At 62.5% G+C, this 19646-nt stretch carries 21 protein-coding genes; 8 read left to right on the plus strand and 13 right to left on the minus strand.

The window, feature by feature from the left end; all coding sequences use genetic code 11:
- Window positions 1–715: IS21 family transposase (istA, locus tag KTQ37_RS11415; RefSeq protein ID WP_218630649.1), on the minus strand; the 715-nt coding region annotated here is incomplete at its 3' end.
- 138 nt (window positions 716–853) lie between these two features.
- Here istA and KTQ37_RS11420 point away from each other — a divergent pair.
- The gene (locus KTQ37_RS11420; RefSeq protein WP_218630650.1) at window positions 854–1441 is read left to right on the plus strand and encodes a tyrosine-type recombinase/integrase; all 588 of its coding nucleotides are present in this window, start codon (window positions 854–856) and stop codon (window positions 1439–1441) included.
- On the opposite strand, the gene KTQ37_RS11425 is transcribed toward KTQ37_RS11420, so the two are convergent.
- The 4 genes from KTQ37_RS11425 to KTQ37_RS11440 all read right to left on the minus strand — a co-directional run bounded on the left by KTQ37_RS11425 (window position 1422) and on the right by KTQ37_RS11440 (window position 4630).
- Complete coding sequence (locus KTQ37_RS11425) at window positions 1422–2921, minus strand: site-specific integrase (RefSeq protein WP_218630651.1); 1500 nt, start codon at window positions 2919–2921, stop codon at window positions 1422–1424. The genes KTQ37_RS11420 and KTQ37_RS11425 overlap by 20 nt on opposite strands.
- Window positions 2922–3084: 163 nt before the next feature.
- Window positions 3085–3573 carry a 30S ribosomal protein S9 gene (rpsI, locus tag KTQ37_RS11430; protein ID WP_218630652.1) on the minus strand — a complete coding sequence of 163 codons (489 nt, stop codon included), beginning with the start codon at window positions 3571–3573 and terminating at the stop codon, window positions 3085–3087.
- Window positions 3574–3575: 2 nt separating this feature from the next.
- Window positions 3576–4037, minus strand: coding sequence for a 50S ribosomal protein L13 (rplM, locus tag KTQ37_RS11435; protein WP_218630653.1), 462 nt, complete (start codon window positions 4035–4037; stop codon window positions 3576–3578).
- A gap of 140 nt (window positions 4038–4177) precedes the next feature.
- Window positions 4178–4630, minus strand: coding sequence for a PaaI family thioesterase (locus tag KTQ37_RS11440; protein ID WP_218630654.1), 453 nt, complete (start codon window positions 4628–4630; stop codon window positions 4178–4180).
- Window positions 4631–4684: 54 nt separating this feature from the next.
- Between KTQ37_RS11440 and KTQ37_RS11445 the strand changes: the two genes are divergently transcribed.
- Complete coding sequence (locus KTQ37_RS11445) at window positions 4685–5473, plus strand: enoyl-CoA hydratase (RefSeq protein ID WP_218630655.1); 789 nt, start codon at window positions 4685–4687, stop codon at window positions 5471–5473.
- Window positions 5474–5609: 136 nt separating this feature from the next.
- Here KTQ37_RS11445 and KTQ37_RS11450 read toward each other — a convergent pair whose 3' ends face one another.
- Window positions 5610–6353 (minus strand): cytochrome c biogenesis CcdA family protein, encoded by a 744-nt coding sequence (locus KTQ37_RS11450; protein ID WP_218630772.1) that lies wholly within the window; start codon window positions 6351–6353, stop codon window positions 5610–5612.
- Window positions 6354–6444: 91 nt separating this feature from the next.
- Here KTQ37_RS11450 and KTQ37_RS11455 point away from each other — a divergent pair, with 91 nt between their 5' ends.
- Window positions 6445–6669 carry a sulfurtransferase TusA family protein gene (locus KTQ37_RS11455; RefSeq protein ID WP_218630656.1) on the plus strand — a complete coding sequence of 75 codons (225 nt, stop codon included), beginning with the start codon at window positions 6445–6447 and terminating at the stop codon, window positions 6667–6669.
- A 52-nt stretch (window positions 6670–6721) separates the two neighbouring features.
- On the opposite strand, the gene KTQ37_RS11460 is transcribed toward KTQ37_RS11455, so the two are convergent.
- The 6 genes from KTQ37_RS11460 to purC all read right to left on the minus strand — a co-directional run bounded on the left by KTQ37_RS11460 (window position 6722) and on the right by purC (window position 14971).
- On the minus strand, window positions 6722–9472 hold the full coding sequence (locus KTQ37_RS11460; protein ID WP_218630657.1) for an Rne/Rng family ribonuclease: 2751 nt from the start codon (window positions 9470–9472) through the stop codon (window positions 6722–6724).
- A gap of 567 nt (window positions 9473–10039) precedes the next feature.
- A complete protein-coding gene (locus KTQ37_RS11465; RefSeq protein WP_218630658.1) occupies window positions 10040–11365 on the minus strand; it encodes a sigma-54-dependent transcriptional regulator in 1326 nt (441 codons plus the stop codon).
- 3 nt (window positions 11366–11368) lie between these two features.
- Window positions 11369–13171: a sensor histidine kinase gene (locus KTQ37_RS11470; RefSeq protein ID WP_218630659.1), complete on the minus strand. Its 1803-nt coding sequence runs from the start codon at window positions 13169–13171 to the stop codon at window positions 11369–11371.
- A 45-nt stretch (window positions 13172–13216) separates the two neighbouring features.
- Window positions 13217–13885, minus strand: coding sequence for a phosphoribosylformylglycinamidine synthase subunit PurQ (gene purQ / locus KTQ37_RS11475; protein WP_218630660.1), 669 nt, complete (start codon window positions 13883–13885; stop codon window positions 13217–13219).
- 71 nt (window positions 13886–13956) lie between these two features.
- Window positions 13957–14196, minus strand: coding sequence for a phosphoribosylformylglycinamidine synthase subunit PurS (purS, locus tag KTQ37_RS11480; protein WP_218630661.1), 240 nt, complete (start codon window positions 14194–14196; stop codon window positions 13957–13959).
- A gap of 13 nt (window positions 14197–14209) precedes the next feature.
- The gene (gene purC, locus KTQ37_RS11485) at window positions 14210–14971 is read right to left on the minus strand and encodes a phosphoribosylaminoimidazolesuccinocarboxamide synthase (protein WP_218630662.1); all 762 of its coding nucleotides are present in this window, start codon (window positions 14969–14971) and stop codon (window positions 14210–14212) included.
- Window positions 14972–15195: 224 nt separating this feature from the next.
- On the opposite strand from purC, the gene KTQ37_RS11490 reads away from it, so the two are divergent.
- Together KTQ37_RS11490 and bmt are read left to right on the plus strand one after the other, a co-directional pair.
- Window positions 15196–15498, plus strand: coding sequence for a DUF1476 domain-containing protein (locus KTQ37_RS11490; protein WP_218630663.1), 303 nt, complete (start codon window positions 15196–15198; stop codon window positions 15496–15498).
- A gap of 191 nt (window positions 15499–15689) precedes the next feature.
- Window positions 15690–16703: a betaine--homocysteine S-methyltransferase gene (gene bmt, locus KTQ37_RS11495; protein WP_218630664.1), complete on the plus strand. Its 1014-nt coding sequence runs from the start codon at window positions 15690–15692 to the stop codon at window positions 16701–16703.
- Between the two features lie 92 nt (window positions 16704–16795).
- On the opposite strand, the gene KTQ37_RS11500 is transcribed toward bmt, so the two are convergent.
- Window positions 16796–17893: a PA0069 family radical SAM protein gene (locus tag KTQ37_RS11500; RefSeq protein WP_218630665.1), complete on the minus strand. Its 1098-nt coding sequence runs from the start codon at window positions 17891–17893 to the stop codon at window positions 16796–16798.
- A 169-nt stretch (window positions 17894–18062) separates the two neighbouring features.
- On the opposite strand from KTQ37_RS11500, the gene KTQ37_RS11505 reads away from it, so the two are divergent.
- From KTQ37_RS11505 to KTQ37_RS11515, 3 genes are all read left to right on the plus strand, one after another.
- The gene (locus tag KTQ37_RS11505) at window positions 18063–18758 is read left to right on the plus strand and encodes a corrinoid protein (protein ID WP_218630666.1); all 696 of its coding nucleotides are present in this window, start codon (window positions 18063–18065) and stop codon (window positions 18756–18758) included.
- 90 nt (window positions 18759–18848) lie between these two features.
- Window positions 18849–19013 carry a hypothetical protein gene (locus KTQ37_RS11510; protein WP_218630667.1) on the plus strand — a complete coding sequence of 55 codons (165 nt, stop codon included), beginning with the start codon at window positions 18849–18851 and terminating at the stop codon, window positions 19011–19013.
- Entirely contained in the window at window positions 19010–19639 is a 630-nt protein-coding gene (locus tag KTQ37_RS11515; protein ID WP_218630668.1) for a DUF1638 domain-containing protein, read from the plus strand. Before KTQ37_RS11510 ends, KTQ37_RS11515 begins: the two co-directional genes overlap by 4 nt.
- Window positions 19640–19646 lie beyond the last annotated feature (7 nt).

Below are 19646 nucleotides of genomic sequence, written 5' to 3' on the forward strand. Positions count from 1 at the left end.
CCAGGCCTTCGACATTCCCCTTGTCGTTGCCCTTTCCCGGGCGGCCGTAACGATCCCGGATCAGATAATGCGACAGGAACCCGCTGAACAGAGAGGCGCGCTTGCGCGTTCCGTCCGGCAGGATCTTCGCCACCAGGCAGCGGTCGTTGTCGTAGAGCACAGACTGAGGAACCGCGCCGAAAAACGCAAACGCATGGATGTGGCCATCCACCCACGCCTCGGCCACCGCTGCAGGGTAGGCCCGGACATAGCACGCATCGCTGTGTGGTAGGTCCAGCACGAAGAAGTGGGCCTTCTGCTCAATGCCTCCGATCCGGACCAAGGCCTCGCCGAAGTCGGCCTGTGCCTGGCCCGGCGGATGCGACAGCGGCACGAACACCTCCCGGCCCCGCCGCTCACGTTCCCGGATGTAGTCCTTGATGATCGTATAGCCGCCGGTGAAGCCGCATTCCTCGCGAAGCCGGTCGAACACCCGCTTGGCCGTATGCCGCTGCTTGCGCGGCATGGTCCGGTCCGCCTCCAGCCAGCCCTCGATGATCGGAAGGAACGGATCGAGCTTCGGACGCCGGACCTCCGCCTGACGCCGGTAACCCGGCGGAACCGAAAACGACATCATCTTCCGAACCGTGTCCCGCGACACGTTGAACACCCGCGCCGCTTCCCGCTGGCTCATGCCCTCCGCACAAGCCTGACGAACTCTCAGATATAGCTCCACGCTGTAAATCCCCACGCCCTCCCTGCTGCCGCAGAAAGGGAAAAGTGGACGACTTTTACGCCGCCCGCAGCCGCATCATGCCGCCGCTACCGTGGACGAATTTCGCACCGCCGTTCTCACACATATTTTTGGTGAGACATGAAACAGGCAAAGCTACTGACGCAAGCAGAACAAAAACGTGTCAACGCGCTTATCAACGCGCACCGCTACAGCGCAAGAAACCATGCAATTTTTGCCATCAGCTTTTTTGCTGGGCTACGCGCATGTGAGATTGCAGCACTGAAGGTTGGTGACGTGTTTGAGAAGGACGGCAGCGTGCGTGACACTGTTTACTTGGCGGCAGGACAGACGAAGGGTGACGAGGCAAACACAGTGCTGGTGAGCAAGCGGCTGGACAAAGCACTTGCTGCCTATGCTGCCGCCTATCCTCATCATGTCAGCAAACCAGAAGCAGCACTTTTCTTCAGCGCAAAGCGCGGCGGATTCAGCGCGCAGACGATTGTGAACTTGTTTTCGCGCTTTTATGCGCTCGCTGGCATAAAAGGCGCAAGCAGTCATAGCGGCAGGCGGCAGTTTTTGACTGAACTTGCAGACAAGGGCGTAAATGTGCGGGTGATACAGGCGTTGGCACGGCACAAAGACATAAGCACAACGCAGCGCTACATTGACTACAACGAAAGCAAGCTGCGCAACGCGATTGAACTTGTCAGCCAGCAGCGTTGCTAGATTTTGCTATGGCAAAAAACGCGTCGTCGCTAAGTTCTCCTGCTTTGTAACGCCTCATAGCTTCAGCCAAAAACGTATCATCCTGCAAAACAGCGCCCTCCGTAGCGCTGCTTTTCTTCTTTCTGTTCGTTCGCGTAATCTGCTGCCTGCGCTGCTTTGAGACGACATGACTATAATGCGTTTCGATCTGCTTGACCTTACAGCCCATGTTTATGCTCAAGTCGTAAACGCTCACGTCGCCCCTCTCCAAGCGCATCGTCGCGTATGTGTGCCGCAGGCTATACAAGCTGCGTCTGTCGCCGTCCCTGTCGTAAAGCAAGCCGTCTTGCCTGCCCTCAAAATCAATTGCACGTAGGTATTGCTGAAAGCTTTTGTTTAGGTCGCCAATCTGTGTTGCCTTGCCATCAGCATCGTGCTGCTGCCCAAACCAAACCCAGTCATTTTTCTCCGTGTGCGGCGAAATTTTCTGCCATTCCTTGAGTGCCTTGTTCGCACCTGGCTGTGTCTGCACAAAGCGCGCTTGCCCCTTCTTCGTCGCTTTGCTTACACGCACTTCAGCAATGCGTTCGTCTTCGCCGTCAACTTCTTCATCCAGCTTCACATCGCTCCAACGCATCTGCCGCGCCTCTCCAACACGCAAGCCGCTGTGCAGCAAGAACATGATAAAGTGGGACAGCTGCGCACGGTGCAACTTGTGCCAAGCGTTCAGCCCCTCGCTCGCAAAGCGCCCTACGCAATCCCTGTAGCTGCGCAAATTACGCACCAGCACCAGATACTCGCTGCCAGTGTCAAAGCCAGCACGCCTGCTTGGCGTTTGCCCTTTTGCAGCAACGCGCATCTTTACGATTTGCTGCATGCGCCCTTGTTCCATTGCATCGTAGAAAATCTGGTTAAGCGCGCTTTGCTCCATCTGCAGCGTCTTCAAAGCTGGCAGCTTCTTCGCGTTTGCTGTGCCGCGTGTTTTCGCTCCACGTCGTTTTGGATTGTAGCTTTGCAGTCGCGCAGCGCTCTCTGTGCTCCAGTAGCTCTTGCGCCAATCCCAATACCCAGCTGCATACTGCGAAGTTATGTCGTTGAGCAGCATTGAACTGCTGTCGCTGTTGGAAAAGTAGTCTTTGAAGTAGCGGTTGAAATACATTTTGTGCCAGCGCGCACGCTCGTCAGCCCAAGTGCCGTTGCGCAAGTTGCGCTCATACCAGTCGTGCCAATGCTTCTCAAAAGTGTATTCGTCCAAGCTATGCCCTAGCCGCGCAGCTTGTTGCAGACGCAGCAGCTCACTCTTCGCATACTCGTAAGCATCCTCGTAAACGGTCAGCTTTGTGCTGCGAGTGATGTAGCCTTTGCGCCCACCAATCTTCAGCCGCATATACCAAGTTGGCTGACGGTGCGTTTGAGCGTTGGGAACAGCAACAGCAAGATTGCGTTGAAACAGCACAAGCGCACCGCCGTAGTGTTCCCGTCTGTTCTCGTAAAACGCCAAGCTAAATCCGCTTCTTACATGCCTCAAACGCTATCATTATGCTAATTTCGCTAAATCAAAACGTCAACGAATTCAGTGCGCTGCTACAAAACTGCTACGCATAGAAAAAGGGCTGCAAAAAATGCAGCCCTTTGTTTTTGTTGAGTAAAGTGCTCGTTCGCCGTTAGCGCTTCGAGAACTGGAACGACCGGCGAGCCTTGGCCTTACCGTATTTCTTGCGTTCCACAACGCGCGAGTCGCGGGTCAGGAAGCCAGCGGCCTTCAGCGGCGCACGCAGCGAGGGTTCGAACAGCTGGAGGGCTTTCGAGATGCCGTGCTTCACCGCACCGGCCTGGCCCGAGAGGCCACCGCCAGCAACGGTCGCATAGACGTCGAATTCGCCTTCGACACCGGCAACCTGGAACGGCTGGTTCACGATCAGCTGGAGCACCGGACGGGCGAAGTAGACGTTCATCTCTTTGCCGTTCACGATGACCTTGCCCGAACCGGGCTTGACCCAAACGCGGGCGACAGCGTCTTTACGCTTGCCGGTGGCGTAGGAACGGCCCAGCTCGTCACGGACGGGCTCACGCGGACCGGCTTCGGCGACAGCCGCGGTGGCGGTGCCCGAAACGGCCGACTTCAGATCGTCGAGGGATTTGATATCGGACATGATTAGCTCCGGGTGTTCTTCTTGTTCAGGACTTTGACGTCGAGAACTTCGGGCTGTTGGGCTTCATGCGGATGCTCGGTACCGGCATAGACGCGCAGGTTCGACATCTGCTGACGGCCAAGACGGTTGCGCGAGATCATGCGCTCGACGGCCTTGATCACGACGCGCTCCGGGTGGGCGCCTTCGAGAACCTGGCGCGCGGTGCGGTGCTTGATGCCGCCCGGGTGGCCGGTGTGCCAGTAGTAGCGCTTGTCTTCGCGCTTGTTGCCAGTCATCTGCACCTTGTCGGCGTTGATGATGATGACGTTGTCACCCATGTCCATGTGGGGGGTGAAGGTCGGCTTGTGCTTGCCACGCAGGCGCATGGCAACGATCGTGGCGAGGCGGCCCAGAACGACGCCCTCAGCGTCGATCAGGAGCCACTTCTTTTCGATCTCCGCCGGTTTCGCGGTATAGGTTTTCATTTCAGATCGCCCTTGAACGGGTTGTGGAATTCGGATGTGGGCTTTTCGTGCATTCGCGCACGAAAAGCAAGCGCGCAAATGTCAAATTTAATAAGCAATTTCAAATGCTTGAAAAATAGGTATTAAAATACCCCAATCATTTATCTCCGTCCGGTGGTCGATTCCGGCCCCTGCCCCGCCTGTGGAGGGATGGAATAGGTCATTGAGGCGCGCGCGACGGGCTCGGTCTGCCCATCCGAATAGATCAGCACATCCCCCACCGCCAGAACACGCCCTAGCTTGAGCAAGCGCACCTTCGCCACCAGATCCCGCCCCGCCTCGGGCTTGCGCATGAAGTCGACGCTCGCCCCCGTCGTCACCGCCAGCGTAACCGGGCCAAGGCGGCTGAGGATCGCAAGGTAAATCCCCACATCGGCCAGCGCGAACATGTTCGGCCCCGAAACAGTGCCACCCGGGCGCAGGTGACGCTCGTGCACATGCATGCGCACGACAAGCTCCTCCCCCACCTCATCGACCGAGAAATCCTGCGCGACCTGCGGAAACTCCCGCGCGATGAAGGCCTCAAGTGACGTAGCGTCCATTTTCAGTTGCATCTTCCCTCCCCGCACTCCCTGCCCCTAGACTTCCGCCCAACAGGGAGGTTTTCAATGACGGATCTTGTCGAACTCGAACGACGTGGCGTCATCGCGCATCTGACGATGAATGCTCCGGGCAGCCTGAACGCGCTGTCTGACGCGATGCTGGCCGCGCTGAAGGCGCGCTTCACCGAACTCGCGGCTGATCAGACGATTCGCGTGGTGGTGCTGAAAGGTGCCGGGAAGGCCTTCTGCGCCGGACATGACCTCAAGGAGATGCAAGCCGGGCGCCAGGCGGAAGACAAAGGCCGCGCCTATTTCGCCGATCTCTTCGCGCGCTGCGCCGAAGTGATGCAGATGATCCCTGCCCTGCCCCAACCTGTGATCGCCGAGGTTCACGGTATCGCCACCGCAGCGGGCTGCCAGCTGGTCGCTTCGTGCGACATGGCCGTTGCGGCCGAAGGCACGCGCTTTGGGGTGAACGGGGTGAATATCGGCCTCTTCTGCTCGACCCCGATGGTCGCGCTTTCGCGCAATGTGCCGCGCAAAGTGGCCTTCGAGATGCTGACCACCGGCGAGTTCATCAATGCCGCCCGAGCGCGCGAGGTTGGCCTGATCAACCGCATCGTCCCACATGACGCGCTCGACGCGGAAACCTCGCGCCTTGCGGAAACTGTCGCGGGCAAGCTCTCGGCCGCCGTCAAGATCGGCAAACGGGCGTTCTACGATCAGATCACTCTCGATCTCGCCACCGCCTATGACCACGCAGCCGGTGTGATGGTGGAAAACATGCTCTGGCGGGATACGGCCGAGGGGCTGCAGGCCTTCATCGAAAAGCGCAAACCGGATTGGGCGGAATAGGGGGCGCTGCCCCCTCGGCCTGCGGCCTCACCCCCGAGGTATTTGGACAAGGAGAAAGCGCAGTCCCCTTCAATATGGATGAAATATCCCGGGGGTGAGCGCAAAGCGCGAGGGGGCAGCGCCCCCTCTTGCCCGCTCAGCCCAGGCTTGCCAGCGCCGGGAAGGTCTCCAGCAGCCAGAAACTGATGGCAGAGAAGGCGTTGGTCAGAAGCAGAAATCCTACGACGACCAGCAAGCCGCCCATCGTTTTTTCGATCAACCCCATGTGGCGTTTGATGCGATTCATGACGCCCATGGCCCGCTGGATAAAAAGAGCGGCCAGCAAGAAGGGAATGCCGAGGCCGAGCGCATAAACCGCAAGCAGCCCGGTTCCGCGCGCAAGGTCGCCGCTTGAGGCGGCGATTGACAGGATCGCACCTAGCTGCGGCCCGATACAAGGCGTCCAGCCGAAGGCGAAGGCAAGGCCCAGAACATAGGCGCCGAGACTAGACCCACCATGATCCCCGGCGTCGATGCGTGCCTCTCGGTCCAGCAGCGGAATGCGGTAGAGGCCCAGGAAGTGAAATCCGAGTGCAATGATCACGACGCCTGAAATACGGCCAAACAGTTCCTGATTCTGCAGAAAGAACCGTCCGAAGGCTGAGGCGGCGAATCCCATGAACAGGAACACTGTCGAAAGCCCCAGCACGAAGAAAAGCGCTGGCACCGCTGCTGAGCGCTTTCCCTCACGCAGATCACCCATGCTGACCCCACCCATATAGGCCAGATATGGCGGCACGATGGGCAGAACGCAGGGGCTGAGAAATGAAAGCAATCCCGCCACCAGCGCGACCAGCGCGGCGGGCAGAAAAGCAGCGTCGATGAGATCAATTCCGAACATGCCCCCCCATAGCACCGACGTCGCCACGCGTCACCTGCCCGCCGGTCACAAGCGCGTGGACAAATGATCGCGGGCAGGCTAGCGCGAAAGCATGGAGACCGAGACCCACATCGACGCCAAGGGCCTTCTGTGCCCGCTTCCGGTGTTGCGCCTGCGCAAGGTGCTTGAAGCCCTGCCTGCGGGCGCCTGTGTCGTGCTCGAGGCGACCGATGGTGCGAGCTGGATCGATGTTCCGCATTTCTGCGCACAAGCGGGGCATACCCTGCTCGAGGCAGAGGATCTGGGACACATCAAGCGCTATCGCATCCGCAAGTGACCCTCCAAGACGGAAATCGCCGGGCGCTGAGGCCCGGCGATCCATTTCTTTCTTAGCTACCCGCTGACCACCAGCCACGGCGCTTGGGCTTGGGCGGACCGTCTTCGGCAACCGGCTCCGCCGAGGCGGCTTCAAGCTCAGCCATCGGGGCCTCCGGCAGTTCCACCGGCGCCTCGGCCGGGGCCTCCTGCGGCGCTTCGGGCAACTCGACAGGCGCCTCAACAGGAGCTTCGGCAGGCGGAGCGACCGGGGCCTCCGGCGGCTGCTCTACCGGTGCCTCTTGCGGCGCCGCGGGTTCCTCGGGCGTACCGGCCTCGACCGGGGCCACGGCTTTCTTGCGTGAGCGCGTGGGCTTCTTCGGAGCAGCCTCACCATCTGGCGTGGTCGCCTTGCTGCGCGAGCGGCTGGTCTTGGCAGGCGCCTCGCCATCCTCGGTCTTCTTGCGCGAACGCGAAGCGCGCTTCTTGGGCTCAGCATCTGCGACCGTCGCGGTTTCTGCAACGGGGGCCTCGACCACCGGATCGACAGCCGGCGGCTTCACGTCCTCCAACTCCGCCGCAGCGGCTGCGCGCGCAACGTCCTCGGCATCGCTGTCGTCGTCCGATGCGTCGTCCTCGTCGCCTTCTTCACCGACGTCCGATTCCTCGCCTGCCTCCGCGCTTGCGCCGTTGCCGTTCCTCTTTTTGCGACGACGGCGGCGCTTTTTCTTCCGCGGCTGCTCTTCGGTGTTGGCTTCGGGCTGCTCCGATGCAACCTCGGCCTCTTCCTCTTCGACCTCCTCGACCAGATCTGCCTCGTCGATCTCGGCCATCAGTTCAGCCGAGGCCGAGACCACCGGGCTTTGCAGCTCGGGAACGATACGGGTCGCAGTCTTGAACTTCTCGATCGAGAAATCGGGGCTGACCAGCGACGGATCGGCCTCGATCCGCACGGCCATGCCGTAGCGCGCCTCGATCCCGGCGATATGCTCGCGCTTGGCGTTCATCAGGTAGTTGGCAACGGCCACGGGGCAGCGCACCAGGACTTCGCGCGAGCGCTTGCGGGTGCCTTCTTCCTCAATGGCGCGCAGAACCTGAAGCGCAAGGCTGTCATCCGAACGGATGAGGCCCGTGCCATGGCAATGCGGACAGGGCTGCGTGGTCGATTCCAGCATCCCCGGGCGCAGGCGCTGACGGCTCATCTCCAGCAGGCCAAAGCCCGAGATGCGGCCCACCTGGATGCGCGCGCGATCGGTCTTGAGGCGCTCTTTGAGACGCTTCTCGACGGCCGCGTTATTCTTGCGCTCTTCCATGTCGATGAAGTCGATGACGATCAGGCCGGCAAGGTCGCGCAGACGCAGCTGGCGCGCCACCTCGTCGGCGGCCTCCAGGTTGGTCTTGAGCGCGGTCTCCTCGATCGAGCCCTCTTTCGTGGCCCGGCCCGAGTTGACGTCGATCGCCACCAGCGCCTCGGTCACGCCGATCACGATATAGCCGCCCGACTTGAGCTGCACGACCGGGTTAAACATCGAGCTGAGGTAGCTTTCGACCTGGTAGCGCGCGAACAGGGTCAGTTGCTCGTTGTAATGCTTCACGTTCTTGGCGTGGGACGGCATGATCATCTTCATGAAGTCCTTGGCCACGCGATAGCCGCGCTCGCCCTCGACCAGCACCTCGTCGATCTCTTTCGAGTAGAGATCGCGGATCGAGCGCTTGATCAGGTCGCCTTCCTCATAGATCGGCGCGGGCGCGACCGACTTCATGGTCAGATCCCGGATCTGCTCCCACAGACGCATGAGGTATTCGTAGTCGCGGCGGATCTCGGTCTTGGTGCGCTGCGCGCCCGCGGTGCGGATGATCAGCCCGGCACCCTGCGGCACCTCCATCTCGCCCGCGATTTCCTTGAGCTTCTTGCGGTCAGCGGCATTGGTGATCTTGCGCGAGATGCCACCACCGCGCGCGGTGTTGGGCATCAGCACGCAGTAGCGGCCGGCAAGGCTGAGGTAGGTGGTCAGGGCCGCGCCCTTGTTGCCACGCTCTTCCTTGACCACCTGCACCAGCATGATCTGGCGCACCTTGATAACTTCCTGGATCTTGTAGCGGCGCGCACGCGGCTTGCGCGGGGCGCGGATCTCTTCCTGCACATCCTCTTCCGCGACGGACTCGATCTCATCGTCGGTCGGGTGGACGTGGTGGTCGTGATCGTGCACCTCCTCGTCAGAGGCGTCGTCCGCCTCGTCGGCGGCTTCCTGCGGCTCGACGGCCTCTGGCTCGATCACAGGCTCCACTGCGTCATCTGCCACGATCGGCTCTTGCGCCTCGGCGACATCGGCCTCGACCGCTTCGATCACCGGTTCCTCGACAGCGCCTTCGGGGGCCGCATCGCCCTCCAGATCGACCACGGCCATGCCCGGAATATCTTCCGAGCGCACGACCGCATCGGTTTCAGCTGCCTTCTCGGCTTTCGCCGCACCGCTGCGCGGACGGCGCGAACGGCGCGGACTGCGGCTACGCTCCTCGGCCTCTTCGGCCTCAGCGGCAAGCCGCTCTTCCTCAAGCAATGCCTGACGGTCGGCCACCGGGATCTGGTAGTAATCGGGGTGAATTTCCGCGAAGGCGAGGAAGCCGTGGCGGTTCCCGCCATAATCGACAAAAGCGGCCTGGAGCGAAGGCTCCACCCGCGTTACTTTTGCCAGATAAATGTTCCCGGCCAGCTGCCGTTTGTTGATGGTTTCAAAGTCGAACTCCTCGACCTTGTTGCCGTCCACCACCACCACGCGGGTTTCTTCCGCATGTGTGGCATCGATAAGCATCTTCTTTGCCATTAATCCTGTTTCCGCACGCTGATCGGCGCCTTGTCCTTGCGGGCAAGACGCGTTCAACGTGGTTTTTGTTTGAGGCGAGTGCGTCCGAGACCATGCAGGGGCGGGCGCCCAAGGGGCTGCCCGTCCTCACCTGCTCTGTGCCTGCACGCGTCATCGCGGTTCTTCCCAAGCGCGGACCTCAGGCCCGTCACCCAACTGAAACCCCAGGCTTTTCAAGGCCTTTGGGCATGACTACGACCTTGCGGCCAATCGGTTGACCCGGAAACAGGCTCGGCTGTGCGATACCTTCGAAACCGGAAATCAGCGAATTCCGTGGGCGAGAACGTCGCAAAACGTGCGTCTCACCGACATATTTCGGACAATAGCCTCGGCGCGCGACCAAAGACAATCGCTTTTTCGTCAGACCTGCATGCCCATTCCCGCCCGGTGAAGGGGGCTCCGCCCCCGCGCTCGCGCGCTCCCCCGGGATATTTTCACCACATTGAAGGTGATCGAGCCCCCTCAACGCGGTGAAAATATCCCGGGGGTGAGGCCCGCAGGGCCGAGGGGGCAGCGCCCCCTCCTGCGTCAGATGTAATCCTGGCGCTGCAGGCCGTATTTCGCCATCTTCTCGTTCAGGGTCCGGCGCGGCAGGCACAGTTCCTCCATCACCGCAGAAATCGAACCCTTGTGGCGCCGCATCGTATTGTCGATCAGCATTTTCTCGAAGCTCTCGACATATTCCTTCAGCGGCTTGCCCTCGGTCGTCATGGCGGGACCAGCGTCTTCGTTCTCCGCCATCAAGAGCGAAGCGATCGAGCCCGTTCCCCGGCGCGATTGCAGCACGGCGCGCTCGGCCACGTTGATCAACTGCCGCACGTTCCCCGGCCAGGGCGCTTGCAGAAGCTGCGCCGCCTCCTGGGCCGTGACTTCGGGCGCATCGCAGCCGTATTCCTCGGCGAATTGTTCCGAGAGCCGGTTGAACAGGGTCAGGATATCCTCGCCGCGCGCGCGCAGCGGCGGCAGAGTGATCTTGAGTGCGGCAAGGCGGAAGAACAGGTCGGGCCGCAGCGCATCCTCAAGCGTGCGCCCTTCGCCATGCGCATTGCAAATAGCGATGATACGGGTTTCCGCAGGCGTCCCCTGATCGCTGATGAATTGCAGCAGACGCGCCTGAAGGGCCGAGGACAGCGCCTCGACATCCTCTAGCACCAGGGTGCCGCCGCGCGCTTCCTCGACCAGCGGCAGGCCATCTTCGACCGGGCCGAAGAGGCGTGCGGCCAGAACGTCCTCGGTATAGGCCGCGCAGCTCACGACCACGAATTTCTTGCCCGCGCGCGGCCCGGTGGCGTGGAGCGCATGGGCGACCAGCGTCTTGCCCGTTCCCGTCTCGCCGTCGATCAAAACGTGCCCGTCCGCCTGGCTCAGGTCGAGGATATCCTCGCGCAGCCGCTCCATCGGAGCCGAGGTGCCGATCAGCTTGCCCATCACCTGACTGCCCTCAGCCAGATCGCGCCGCAACGCGCGGCTGTCGAGCGTCATACGCCGCATCTGCGTGGCGCGTTTGGCCAGTTCCGTCATCCGGTCCGGGTTGAAGGGCTTCTCCATGAAGTCCATCGCGCCCAAACGCATCGCCTCGACCGCCATGGGCACATCGCCATGCCCGGTGATCATGATCACCGGCAGGCCCGAGTCGATGCCCATCAGGCGCTTGAGGAATGCCATTCCGTCCATCCCCGGCATACGGATATCCGAGATCACGACGCCCGGCCAATCCGCACCGATCACCTTCAGCGCATCTTCCGCACAGGCGTAGGTTTCGGTATCGAACCCCGACAACGCAAGCCACTGGCTGACCGACTGGCGCATGTCCTCTTCGTCATCGACGATCGCCACTTTCATCATCCGTGCCATGCTTTACTCCGCAGCCTCCGCGCCATCCGGCGCAGTCTTCAGTTTCGCTTCCGACAGGAGCGGCAGCTGCATCTCGAATACAGCTCCGCCGCCCTCGGCATTATGAGCGGTCAGACGACCGCCAAAATCGCTTACGATCGAGGAAGAGATCGCAAGGCCAAGGCCCGTCCCCTCCCCCGGTTTCTTGGTGGTCCAGAACGGCTCGAACAACTTTTCCAGATCGCTCAGCCCAGGACCATTGTCACGCACGCTCAACACGGCGGTCTCACCCGCAGCCAGGATCAGCTCGATCTGCGGATCGGCCACGGTTTTCGTGGCATCGAGCGCATTGCGCAGCAGGTTGATGATAACCTGCTCCAGCCGAATCCGGTCTGCCAGCACCATCACCGGCTCGCGCGTCATGGTGCGGGTAATGCGCACCGTACGCGCCCTCAACTGCGGCTCCATCATCGCCAGCGCCGAGCTGATCGCCGCGCGCAGATCTACCGGTTCGAAGGCCTCGCCGCCCTTGCGCGCGTAGGACTTGAGCTGACGTGTAATCGCGCCCATCCGATCGATCAGATCGTCGATGCGCTGGAACGAGCTTAGCGCCTCTTCGCTGCGATTGCGCTGCAGCAGCAGGCGCGCGCCTGCAAGATAGGTCTTCATCGCCGCCAACGGCTGGTTCAATTCGTGGCTGACCGCCGCCGACATCTCGCCCAAGGCCGCCAGCTTTGAGGATTGCGCCAGCGTCTGCTCGGCCACCGCCAGATCCTTCTGCACCCGCTCGCGTTCTGCAATCTCGCGCGAGAGCCGCGCGTTCAGCGCGCGCAACTCGGCCGACTCGCGCCGGTAGCGCGCAGATTGAACACGCGCGCGCCGCGATAGCCAGTAGAAAGCGAGCGCCAGAAAGATCGCAAAGCCCATGATCTCCAGCGCCAGCACCGCGTTCACGCGCTCGCGCACCGACTCGTAGCTGGTGAAGGCGGTCATGCGCCAGCCGCGGAACGGAATGCGCGTCTCGGTGCGCATCACCGCCTGACCGCGCAGATAGGCATCGGGAGCCTCGTTCGCCCAGTCCGCCGTCGCCTGAAGCGCGCGCTGGATCGCGGTCGGCGCGTCGCGGCGCGCCAGCGCCTCGCTCATGGTCAGCCCGCGCCACTTCGGCTCGGTCGTCAGGATGATGCGCCCCTCGCTGTCGGTCACTGCAACGGCGTCCGAGATTCCAGCCCAGGCACGCTCGAACTTGGACAGCTCTGCCTCGACGACGATCACCCCCACCACGCGCCCGTCGGCCACCAGCGCGCGGGAATAGTTGAACTCGGTCCCCCCGGTTTCGCGGGCGGTCGCGGTAAAGATCGTCTCGCGCGAGCGCAACCCCTCTACGAAGAACGGCGCGGTGGAATAACTCGTTCCGATCAGATGCCGGTTGGTCGAGGCAACGGTGCGTCCGCTCGCATCCAGCAACCGGATCGAGGCCGCCGCGACATCCTGCTTGGCGGAAATCAGCGTCGCCGATGTCTTCGAGTAATCCAGGGACTCAAGCGCATTCGTCAGCCCCGGATCGCGCGCCAAAAGCAGCGGCACGACCGAGGTGCGCTGCAACTCCGAGATGATATTACCCGTGTACAGCGCCAGGCGCAGTTCCGTGCGCACCCGCGTTGTCTCAGAGAAACGATCGGTCAGCCACAGATTGGTCGCCCACATCGCGCCCACACAGAGCGCGACAATCAGCACCCCGACGATACGGGTCACCACACGCCCGCCGCGCTGTGCGGCGGGGTCGGTCGATTGATTTTGATCTGGAACGCGCGGGGTTACGGCCATGCCGCGAATTTAGGTTAGCCCCGCCCCCCCGGCAAGGCTAAGACCTCAGGCCTGCGCCAGCATCCCGCTCAACGCGCGGAAAAGCGCCGCCCCGTCGGTGCCACCCTGCGTCGGGTCCACCGCGCGCTCGGGATGCGGCATCATGCCCAGCACCCGGCGGTTCGCGCTCAGCACACCCGCGATATCATCGACCGAGCCATTGGGGTTCTGCGCATAGCGGAAGGCCACGCGGTCCTCGCCCTGCAGCGCCTTCAGCCCCTCGGCGTCGATCGTGTAATTGCCGTCATGATGCGCAACCGGGAAAACCACCTCGGCACCCTTCGCATAGGGCGCGGTAAAGGCACTGTCCGTTGTCGCAACTTTCAGCGTCACCGGCTTGCACACGAACTTGAGCGAGGCATTGCGCATCAGCGCACCCGGCAGCAGTCCCATCTCGGTCAGCACCTGGAAGCCGTTGCAGATCCCGATGACGTAACCGCCCCGGGCCGCGAAATCCACGACCGCCTGCCCGATGGGCGAGCGCGAGGCAATCGCGCCGCAGCGCAGGTAGTCGCCATAGGAAAACCCGCCCGGCACCCCGATCACATCGACGCCCGAGGGCAACACGGTGTCCTTATGCCAGACCCGTACGACCTCCGCGCCAGCCTTGGCAAAGGCATCGGCCAGATCGCGGTCGCAGTTCGACCCGGGGAAGGTGATGATGGCGGCTTTCATCGCAAGGGCTCCTGCATTCAACGTGGTCGAAATATCCCGGGGGTCCGGGGGCAGCGCCCCCGACCTTGCCCTCAGGCGATCTCGATCGTGTATTTCTCGATCACGGTATTGGCGAGCAGCTTCTCGCACATCGCCTTGACCTCGGCTTCGGCGGCGGTCTTGTCGGTCGCGGCCAGGTCCAGTTCGATCACCTTGCCCTGACGGACGGCCTCAACCCCCGAGAACCCGAGGTGCCCGAGCGCGTGGCGCACGGCCTCGCCTTGCGGGTCCAGAACCCCATCCTTCAGCATCACATGAACGCGGGCTTTCATCGCGGGCGGCTCCTCAGTTGATCAGGGTCGGCTTGATATTGGTGGCGTTGGTCGGCAGAACGCCCAGACGGCGCGCGACCTCGGAATAGGCATCCGTCAGCGAACCCAGATCCCGGCGGAACACGTCCTTGTCGAGCTTCTGGTTCGTCTTGATGTCCCACAGGCGGCAGCTGTCGGGGCTGATCTCGTCGGCGACGATGAGGCGCATGAAATCGCCATCCCACACCCGGCCGATCTCGATCTTGAAGTCGATCAGCTTGATGCCGACACCATAGAACACGCCCGACAGGAAGTCGTTCACGCGCAGCGCAAGGCTGACGATATCATCGAGATCCTGCTGATTGGCCCAACCGAAGGCGATGATATATTCCTCGGGCACCAGCGGATCGCCAAGCGCGTCGTTCTTGTAGCTGTATTCCACGATCGGACGCGGCAGCGGCGTGCCCTCTTCCAGACCCAGACGCTTCGAGATCGACCCGGCCGCGAAGTTGCGCACGATCACCTCGAGCGGCACGATCTCGACCTGGCGGATCAGCTGCTCGCGCATGTTCAGACGACGGATGAAATGGTTCGGCACGCCGATATTGGTCAGCCCGGTCATGAAGTATTCGGACAGGCGGTTGTTCAGCACACCCTTGCCTTCGATGGTCGCCTTCTTTTGCGCATTGAAAGCGGTCGCATCGTCCTTGAAGTACTGAACCAGGGTTCCCGGCTCCGGGCCTTCATAGAGAACCTTTGCTTTGCCTTCGTAAATCTTCTTGCGCCGGGGTGCCATGTGCTCTCCGTTTCGGATCGGGCCCCAATCGGCGGTAGCCGGTGGATCGGGGCAAGGGGCGGGCGCTTGGGCCCTTTCGGCCCCTATAGGACAAGGCGATGCGCCCCGCAAGACAAAGGGGCGTGCGCAAAGCGGTTAAACTTCTGCGAATGACCCTTGCAGTGGCCCCGTCTGGCGGGCATATGAAAGATAAGAGGAGCCTTGTAAAAGGGGGAGGAAGACCGATGACGACTTTCGACGATCGCGAACACGCCTTTGAAAGCAAATTCGCCTATGACGCGGAGAAGCAGTTCAAAGCCGAGGCCCGCTGCACCAAACTGCTTGCAAACTGGGCCGCAGCCCTTCTTGGCAAGGACGTTGAGGCCTATACCAGCGAGCTGATCGCAGCCGATTTCGAAGAAGCCGGTCAGGACGATGTCTTCCGCAAGCTCGTCGCCGATCTGGCCGGACAGGCCGACGAGGCGACCATCCGCGCCAAGATGGCGGAGTGCATGGCCGAGGCCAAGGCGCAGATCGACGCTGGCTGATTGCCTTCGGATCAGAATATCCAGAACCCCCGCTGCGCGCAGCGGGGGTTTTTCTTTGCCCTTCCCGAAAGAGTTGCGCGCGCCTCATCATCTTCTTGAAGAGAACGAATTTGCCAAAAGCGGCCAAAGATGGCAGGAGGGGCGCCAACCGCCGCCCCCCGCGGCGCAGATGGATTCCGAAAGGCCACCCGATGACCAACGCCCTGAGCCGCCTTCTTGAGACCCGCGACTGGCTTCTGGCCGATGGCGCGACCGGCACCAACCTGTTCAACATGGGCCTTAGCTCGGGCGAGCCGCCGGAACTGTGGAACGCTGATCACCCCGACCGGATCGCCAAGCTTTACTCGGGCGCGGTCGAGGCGGGTTCGGACCTGTTCCTGACCAACACCTTTGGCGGCAACGCCTCGCGCCTCAAGCTGCATAACGCCCAAAGCCGCGTGCGCGAGCTCAACCGCCTTGCGGCGGAAATCGGCCGCGAAGTGGCCGACAAGGCGGGTCGCCCCGTTATTGTCGCAGGCTCGGTCGGGCCGACGGGCGACATCTTCGCTCCGATGGGCACGCTGACCCATGAACTCGCCGTCGAGATGTTCCACGAGCAGGCCGAAGGCTTGAAGGAAGGCGGCGCCGATGTTCTCTGGGTCGAGACGATCTCGGCCCCCGAGGAATTCAAGGCCGCCGCCGAGGCCGCACGCCTGGCCGGAATGGACTGGTGCGGCACCATGAGCTTCGACACCGCAGGCCGCACCATGATGGGCGTGACCTCGGCCGATCTCGCGGCGCTGGTCGAAAAGCTGCCCAACCCGCCGCTCGCCTTCGGTGCCAACTGCGGCGTGGGCGCGGCAGACCTGATGCGCACGATCCTCGGCTTCGTCGCCGCCGGGACCGAACGTCCGGTCATCGCCAAGGGCAACGCGGGCATCCCGAAGTATCACGACGGCCACATCCACTATGACGGCACGCCCGAGCTGATGGGCGATTACGCCTGCCTCGCGCGCGATGCGGGCGCCACCATCATCGGCGGCTGCTGCGGCACCATGCCCGAGCACCTCAGGGCGATGCGCGCCGCGCTGGAAACCCGCCCGCGCGGGCCGCGCCCCACGCTCGAGGAAATCTCGACCAAGCTCGGCGCCTTCTCTTCGGCCTCGGACGGCACCGGTGACGATCCCGGTGCAGGCCGCGAACGCCGCTCGCGCCGCCGCGGATAATCGCACTGACATCAAATGCTTGACCCAGACGGGGCCTCGGCCTCTTCTGGGAACGGCCCCGCTTTGCCCAAGGACGACCGATGCAGACCGCCTCAGAACAGCGACAGCTGATCCCCGGCCCTGGGTGGCGGGGCAAAGCGCGTGCAATCGAGGGCGCCCAGATCCCGCACGAAGCCAAGCCGTCGGCACGAGACGGCAAAGCGTTGCGCCAGCAGATCGGCTTCGACCCCCTCGCCCGTCATCCGGCTGGTGAAGCGCGGATCGTTCAACTGCCCGCCGCGCATGTCGGCGATCGCGCCCAGCACCCGCTCGGCGCGCAGCGGCACATGGCGTTCGAGCCAGTCGGCGAACAGCGGCGCAACCTCATGCGGCAGGCGGATCAGAAGCATCCCGGCAGCCCGGGCACCCGCGCGGCGCGCCTCGGTCAGGATCGCCTCCAACTCGTGATCGGTCAGACCGGGGATCATCGGCGCCGCCATGACGCGCACCGGAATGCCCGCGCGGCTGAGTTCTCGGATCATGCGAATGCGCGTAGCGGGCGCAGGCGCGCGCGGCTCCATCTTGCGGGCCAGATCGGCGTCGAGCGTGGTGACGCTGACACCCACATGCACGAGCCTGCGGGCCGCCATGTCGGACAGTATCTCGAGATCGCGCAACACGCCTGCCCCACGCGTCACTATGGTCACAGGGTGGTTATGGGCGCTCAGCACCTCAAGCAGTCCGCGCATGACGCCCAGCTTGGCCTCAAGCGGCTGATAGGGGTCAGTGCTGGTGCCAATGGCGATCGGCGCGACCTGATAGCCGGGCTTGCGCAACTCGCGCGCCAGCACCTCGGGCGCCTCGGGGCGGGCGACCAGCTTGGTCTCGAAATCGAGCCCCGCCGACAGCCCCAGATAGCCATGCGAGGGCCGCGCGAAGCAGTAGATGCAGCCATGCTCGCAGCCCCGATAGGGGTTGATCGAGCGGTCGAAGGGCACGTCGGGGCTGGTGTTGCGCGTAATCACGCTGCGCGGCCGCTCGATGCTGACCTCGGTCCGCACCAGCCGCTCTTCCTCGATGATCTCCCAGCCGTCATGCACCCATTCGCGCAGGTAGGGCTCGAACCGTCCCACAGGCGAACTGGCGGCGCCACGCGCCTTCAGGCGCTGGCGTGGGTCGGTAGGCGGCAGATCGAAGGGCAGCAGACTCATGCGCCCAAATTAGAACACAACAAGAACATTCACCAGAGGATTCGCGGCAACAAGAACCCATCTGCGCCCCCATCTGTCGGAGCCGATGCCGAGCATGTCGCAATTCGCAAAGTATTCCGGGCCCTTTGCCCACATCACAAGAACAAGACAGCGATCAGGAGACCGCGCTATGGCCGATGAAGACGATATCATCCTCTCGGAACTGGATGACGAGGAGCTGGTGCTCCAGATGATGGACGACCTCTACGATGGCCTCAAAGAGGAAATCGAAGAGGCGGTCGAGATCCTGCTCGAGCGCGGCTGGACGCCCTATGACATCCTGACCAAGGCGCTGGTCGCCGGCATGACCATCGTCGGCGCCGATTTCCGCGACGGGATCCTTTTTGTGCCCGAAGTGCTGCTGGCCGCCAACGCGATGAAGGGCGGCATGGCCATCCTCAAGCCGCTCTTGGTCGAGACCGGTGCGCCGCGCATGGGCAAGATGGTGATCGGCACCGTGAAGGGCGACATCCACGACATCGGCAAGAACCTCGTTTCGATGATGATGGAGGGCGCAGGCTTCGAAGTGGTCGATCTGGGCATCAATAACCCGGTCGAGAACTACATCGACACCGCCGAGAAAGAGGGCGCCGACATCATCGGCATGTCCGCCCTGCTGACCACGACCATGCCCTACATGAAGGTTGTGATCGACGCGCTGAAGGAAAAGGGCCTGCGCGACAAGTATCTGGTCCTGGTTGGCGGCGCCCCGCTGAACGAGGAATTCGGCAAGGCCATCGGTGCCGACGCCTATTGCCGCGATGCTGCCGTGGCCGTGGAAACCGCCAAGCACATGATCGCGCGCCGCCATAACCAGATGGGCTAAGCCCGCGATAGTGATCGAAATTGGCCCCGGAATTCACTTCCGGGGACTTTTTTTTGGCGCGTACAAAGCCCATAATTAAGGAGATGGAGGATGAAGATGTCCCTGCCCCATTTTCTGGCGCTGATTCTTGTAGCGATCCTTGCGGCCGGCCTGACGGTCTGGCTTGCGCATTCGGTCGGGCTGTCGCTGGCCATCGTGGGTAGCGCGGCGCTGATCGGCGCGGCGATCGCGCGGCTGATGGCTCGCGTGGAATGATTTCCAATGAAACGCTGAGCGCCGAGGGGATGCGCCCCTCGGGTCGTGGCCGTGTGCTGCTGATCGCCTGCGGCGCGCTGGCGCGCGAGATCTTGGCGCTGAAAGCGGCCAATGGCTGGGAGCACCTCGACCTGACCTGCCTGCCCGCCAACCTGCACCTCTGGCCCGAGAAGATCACTGCCGCCGTCGAGGACGCCGTGCGCAAGCACCGCGATCGCTACGACGATGTCTTCGTCGTCTATGCCGATTGTGGCACCGGCGGGCAATTGTTCGAAAAGTGCAAGGAGTTGGGCGTCGAGATGGTCGAAGGTCCGCATTGCTATTCGTTTTTTGAAGGAAATGAGACCTTCTCCGCCAAGGCCGAGGATGAATTCACCGCCTTCTACCTGACCGATTTCCTGGTGCGCCAGTTCGATGCCTTCGTGTGGAAGCCGATGGGCCTCGACCGCTACCCCGAGCTGCGCAACAGCTATTTCGCGCATTACGACCGGCTGATCTATCAGGCGCAGACCGACGATCCGGCACTGGATGAAAAGGCGCGCGAAGCGGCTGAACGGCTTGGCCTGCGCTACGAGCGGCGCTTTACCGGCTATGGTGATCTGGAAACGACCCTCGCCCGTATCTGACCCCGCG

Source organism: Sedimentimonas flavescens (assembly GCF_019264375.1).
Taxonomy (GTDB): domain Bacteria; phylum Pseudomonadota; class Alphaproteobacteria; order Rhodobacterales; family Rhodobacteraceae; genus Rhodobacter; species Rhodobacter flavescens.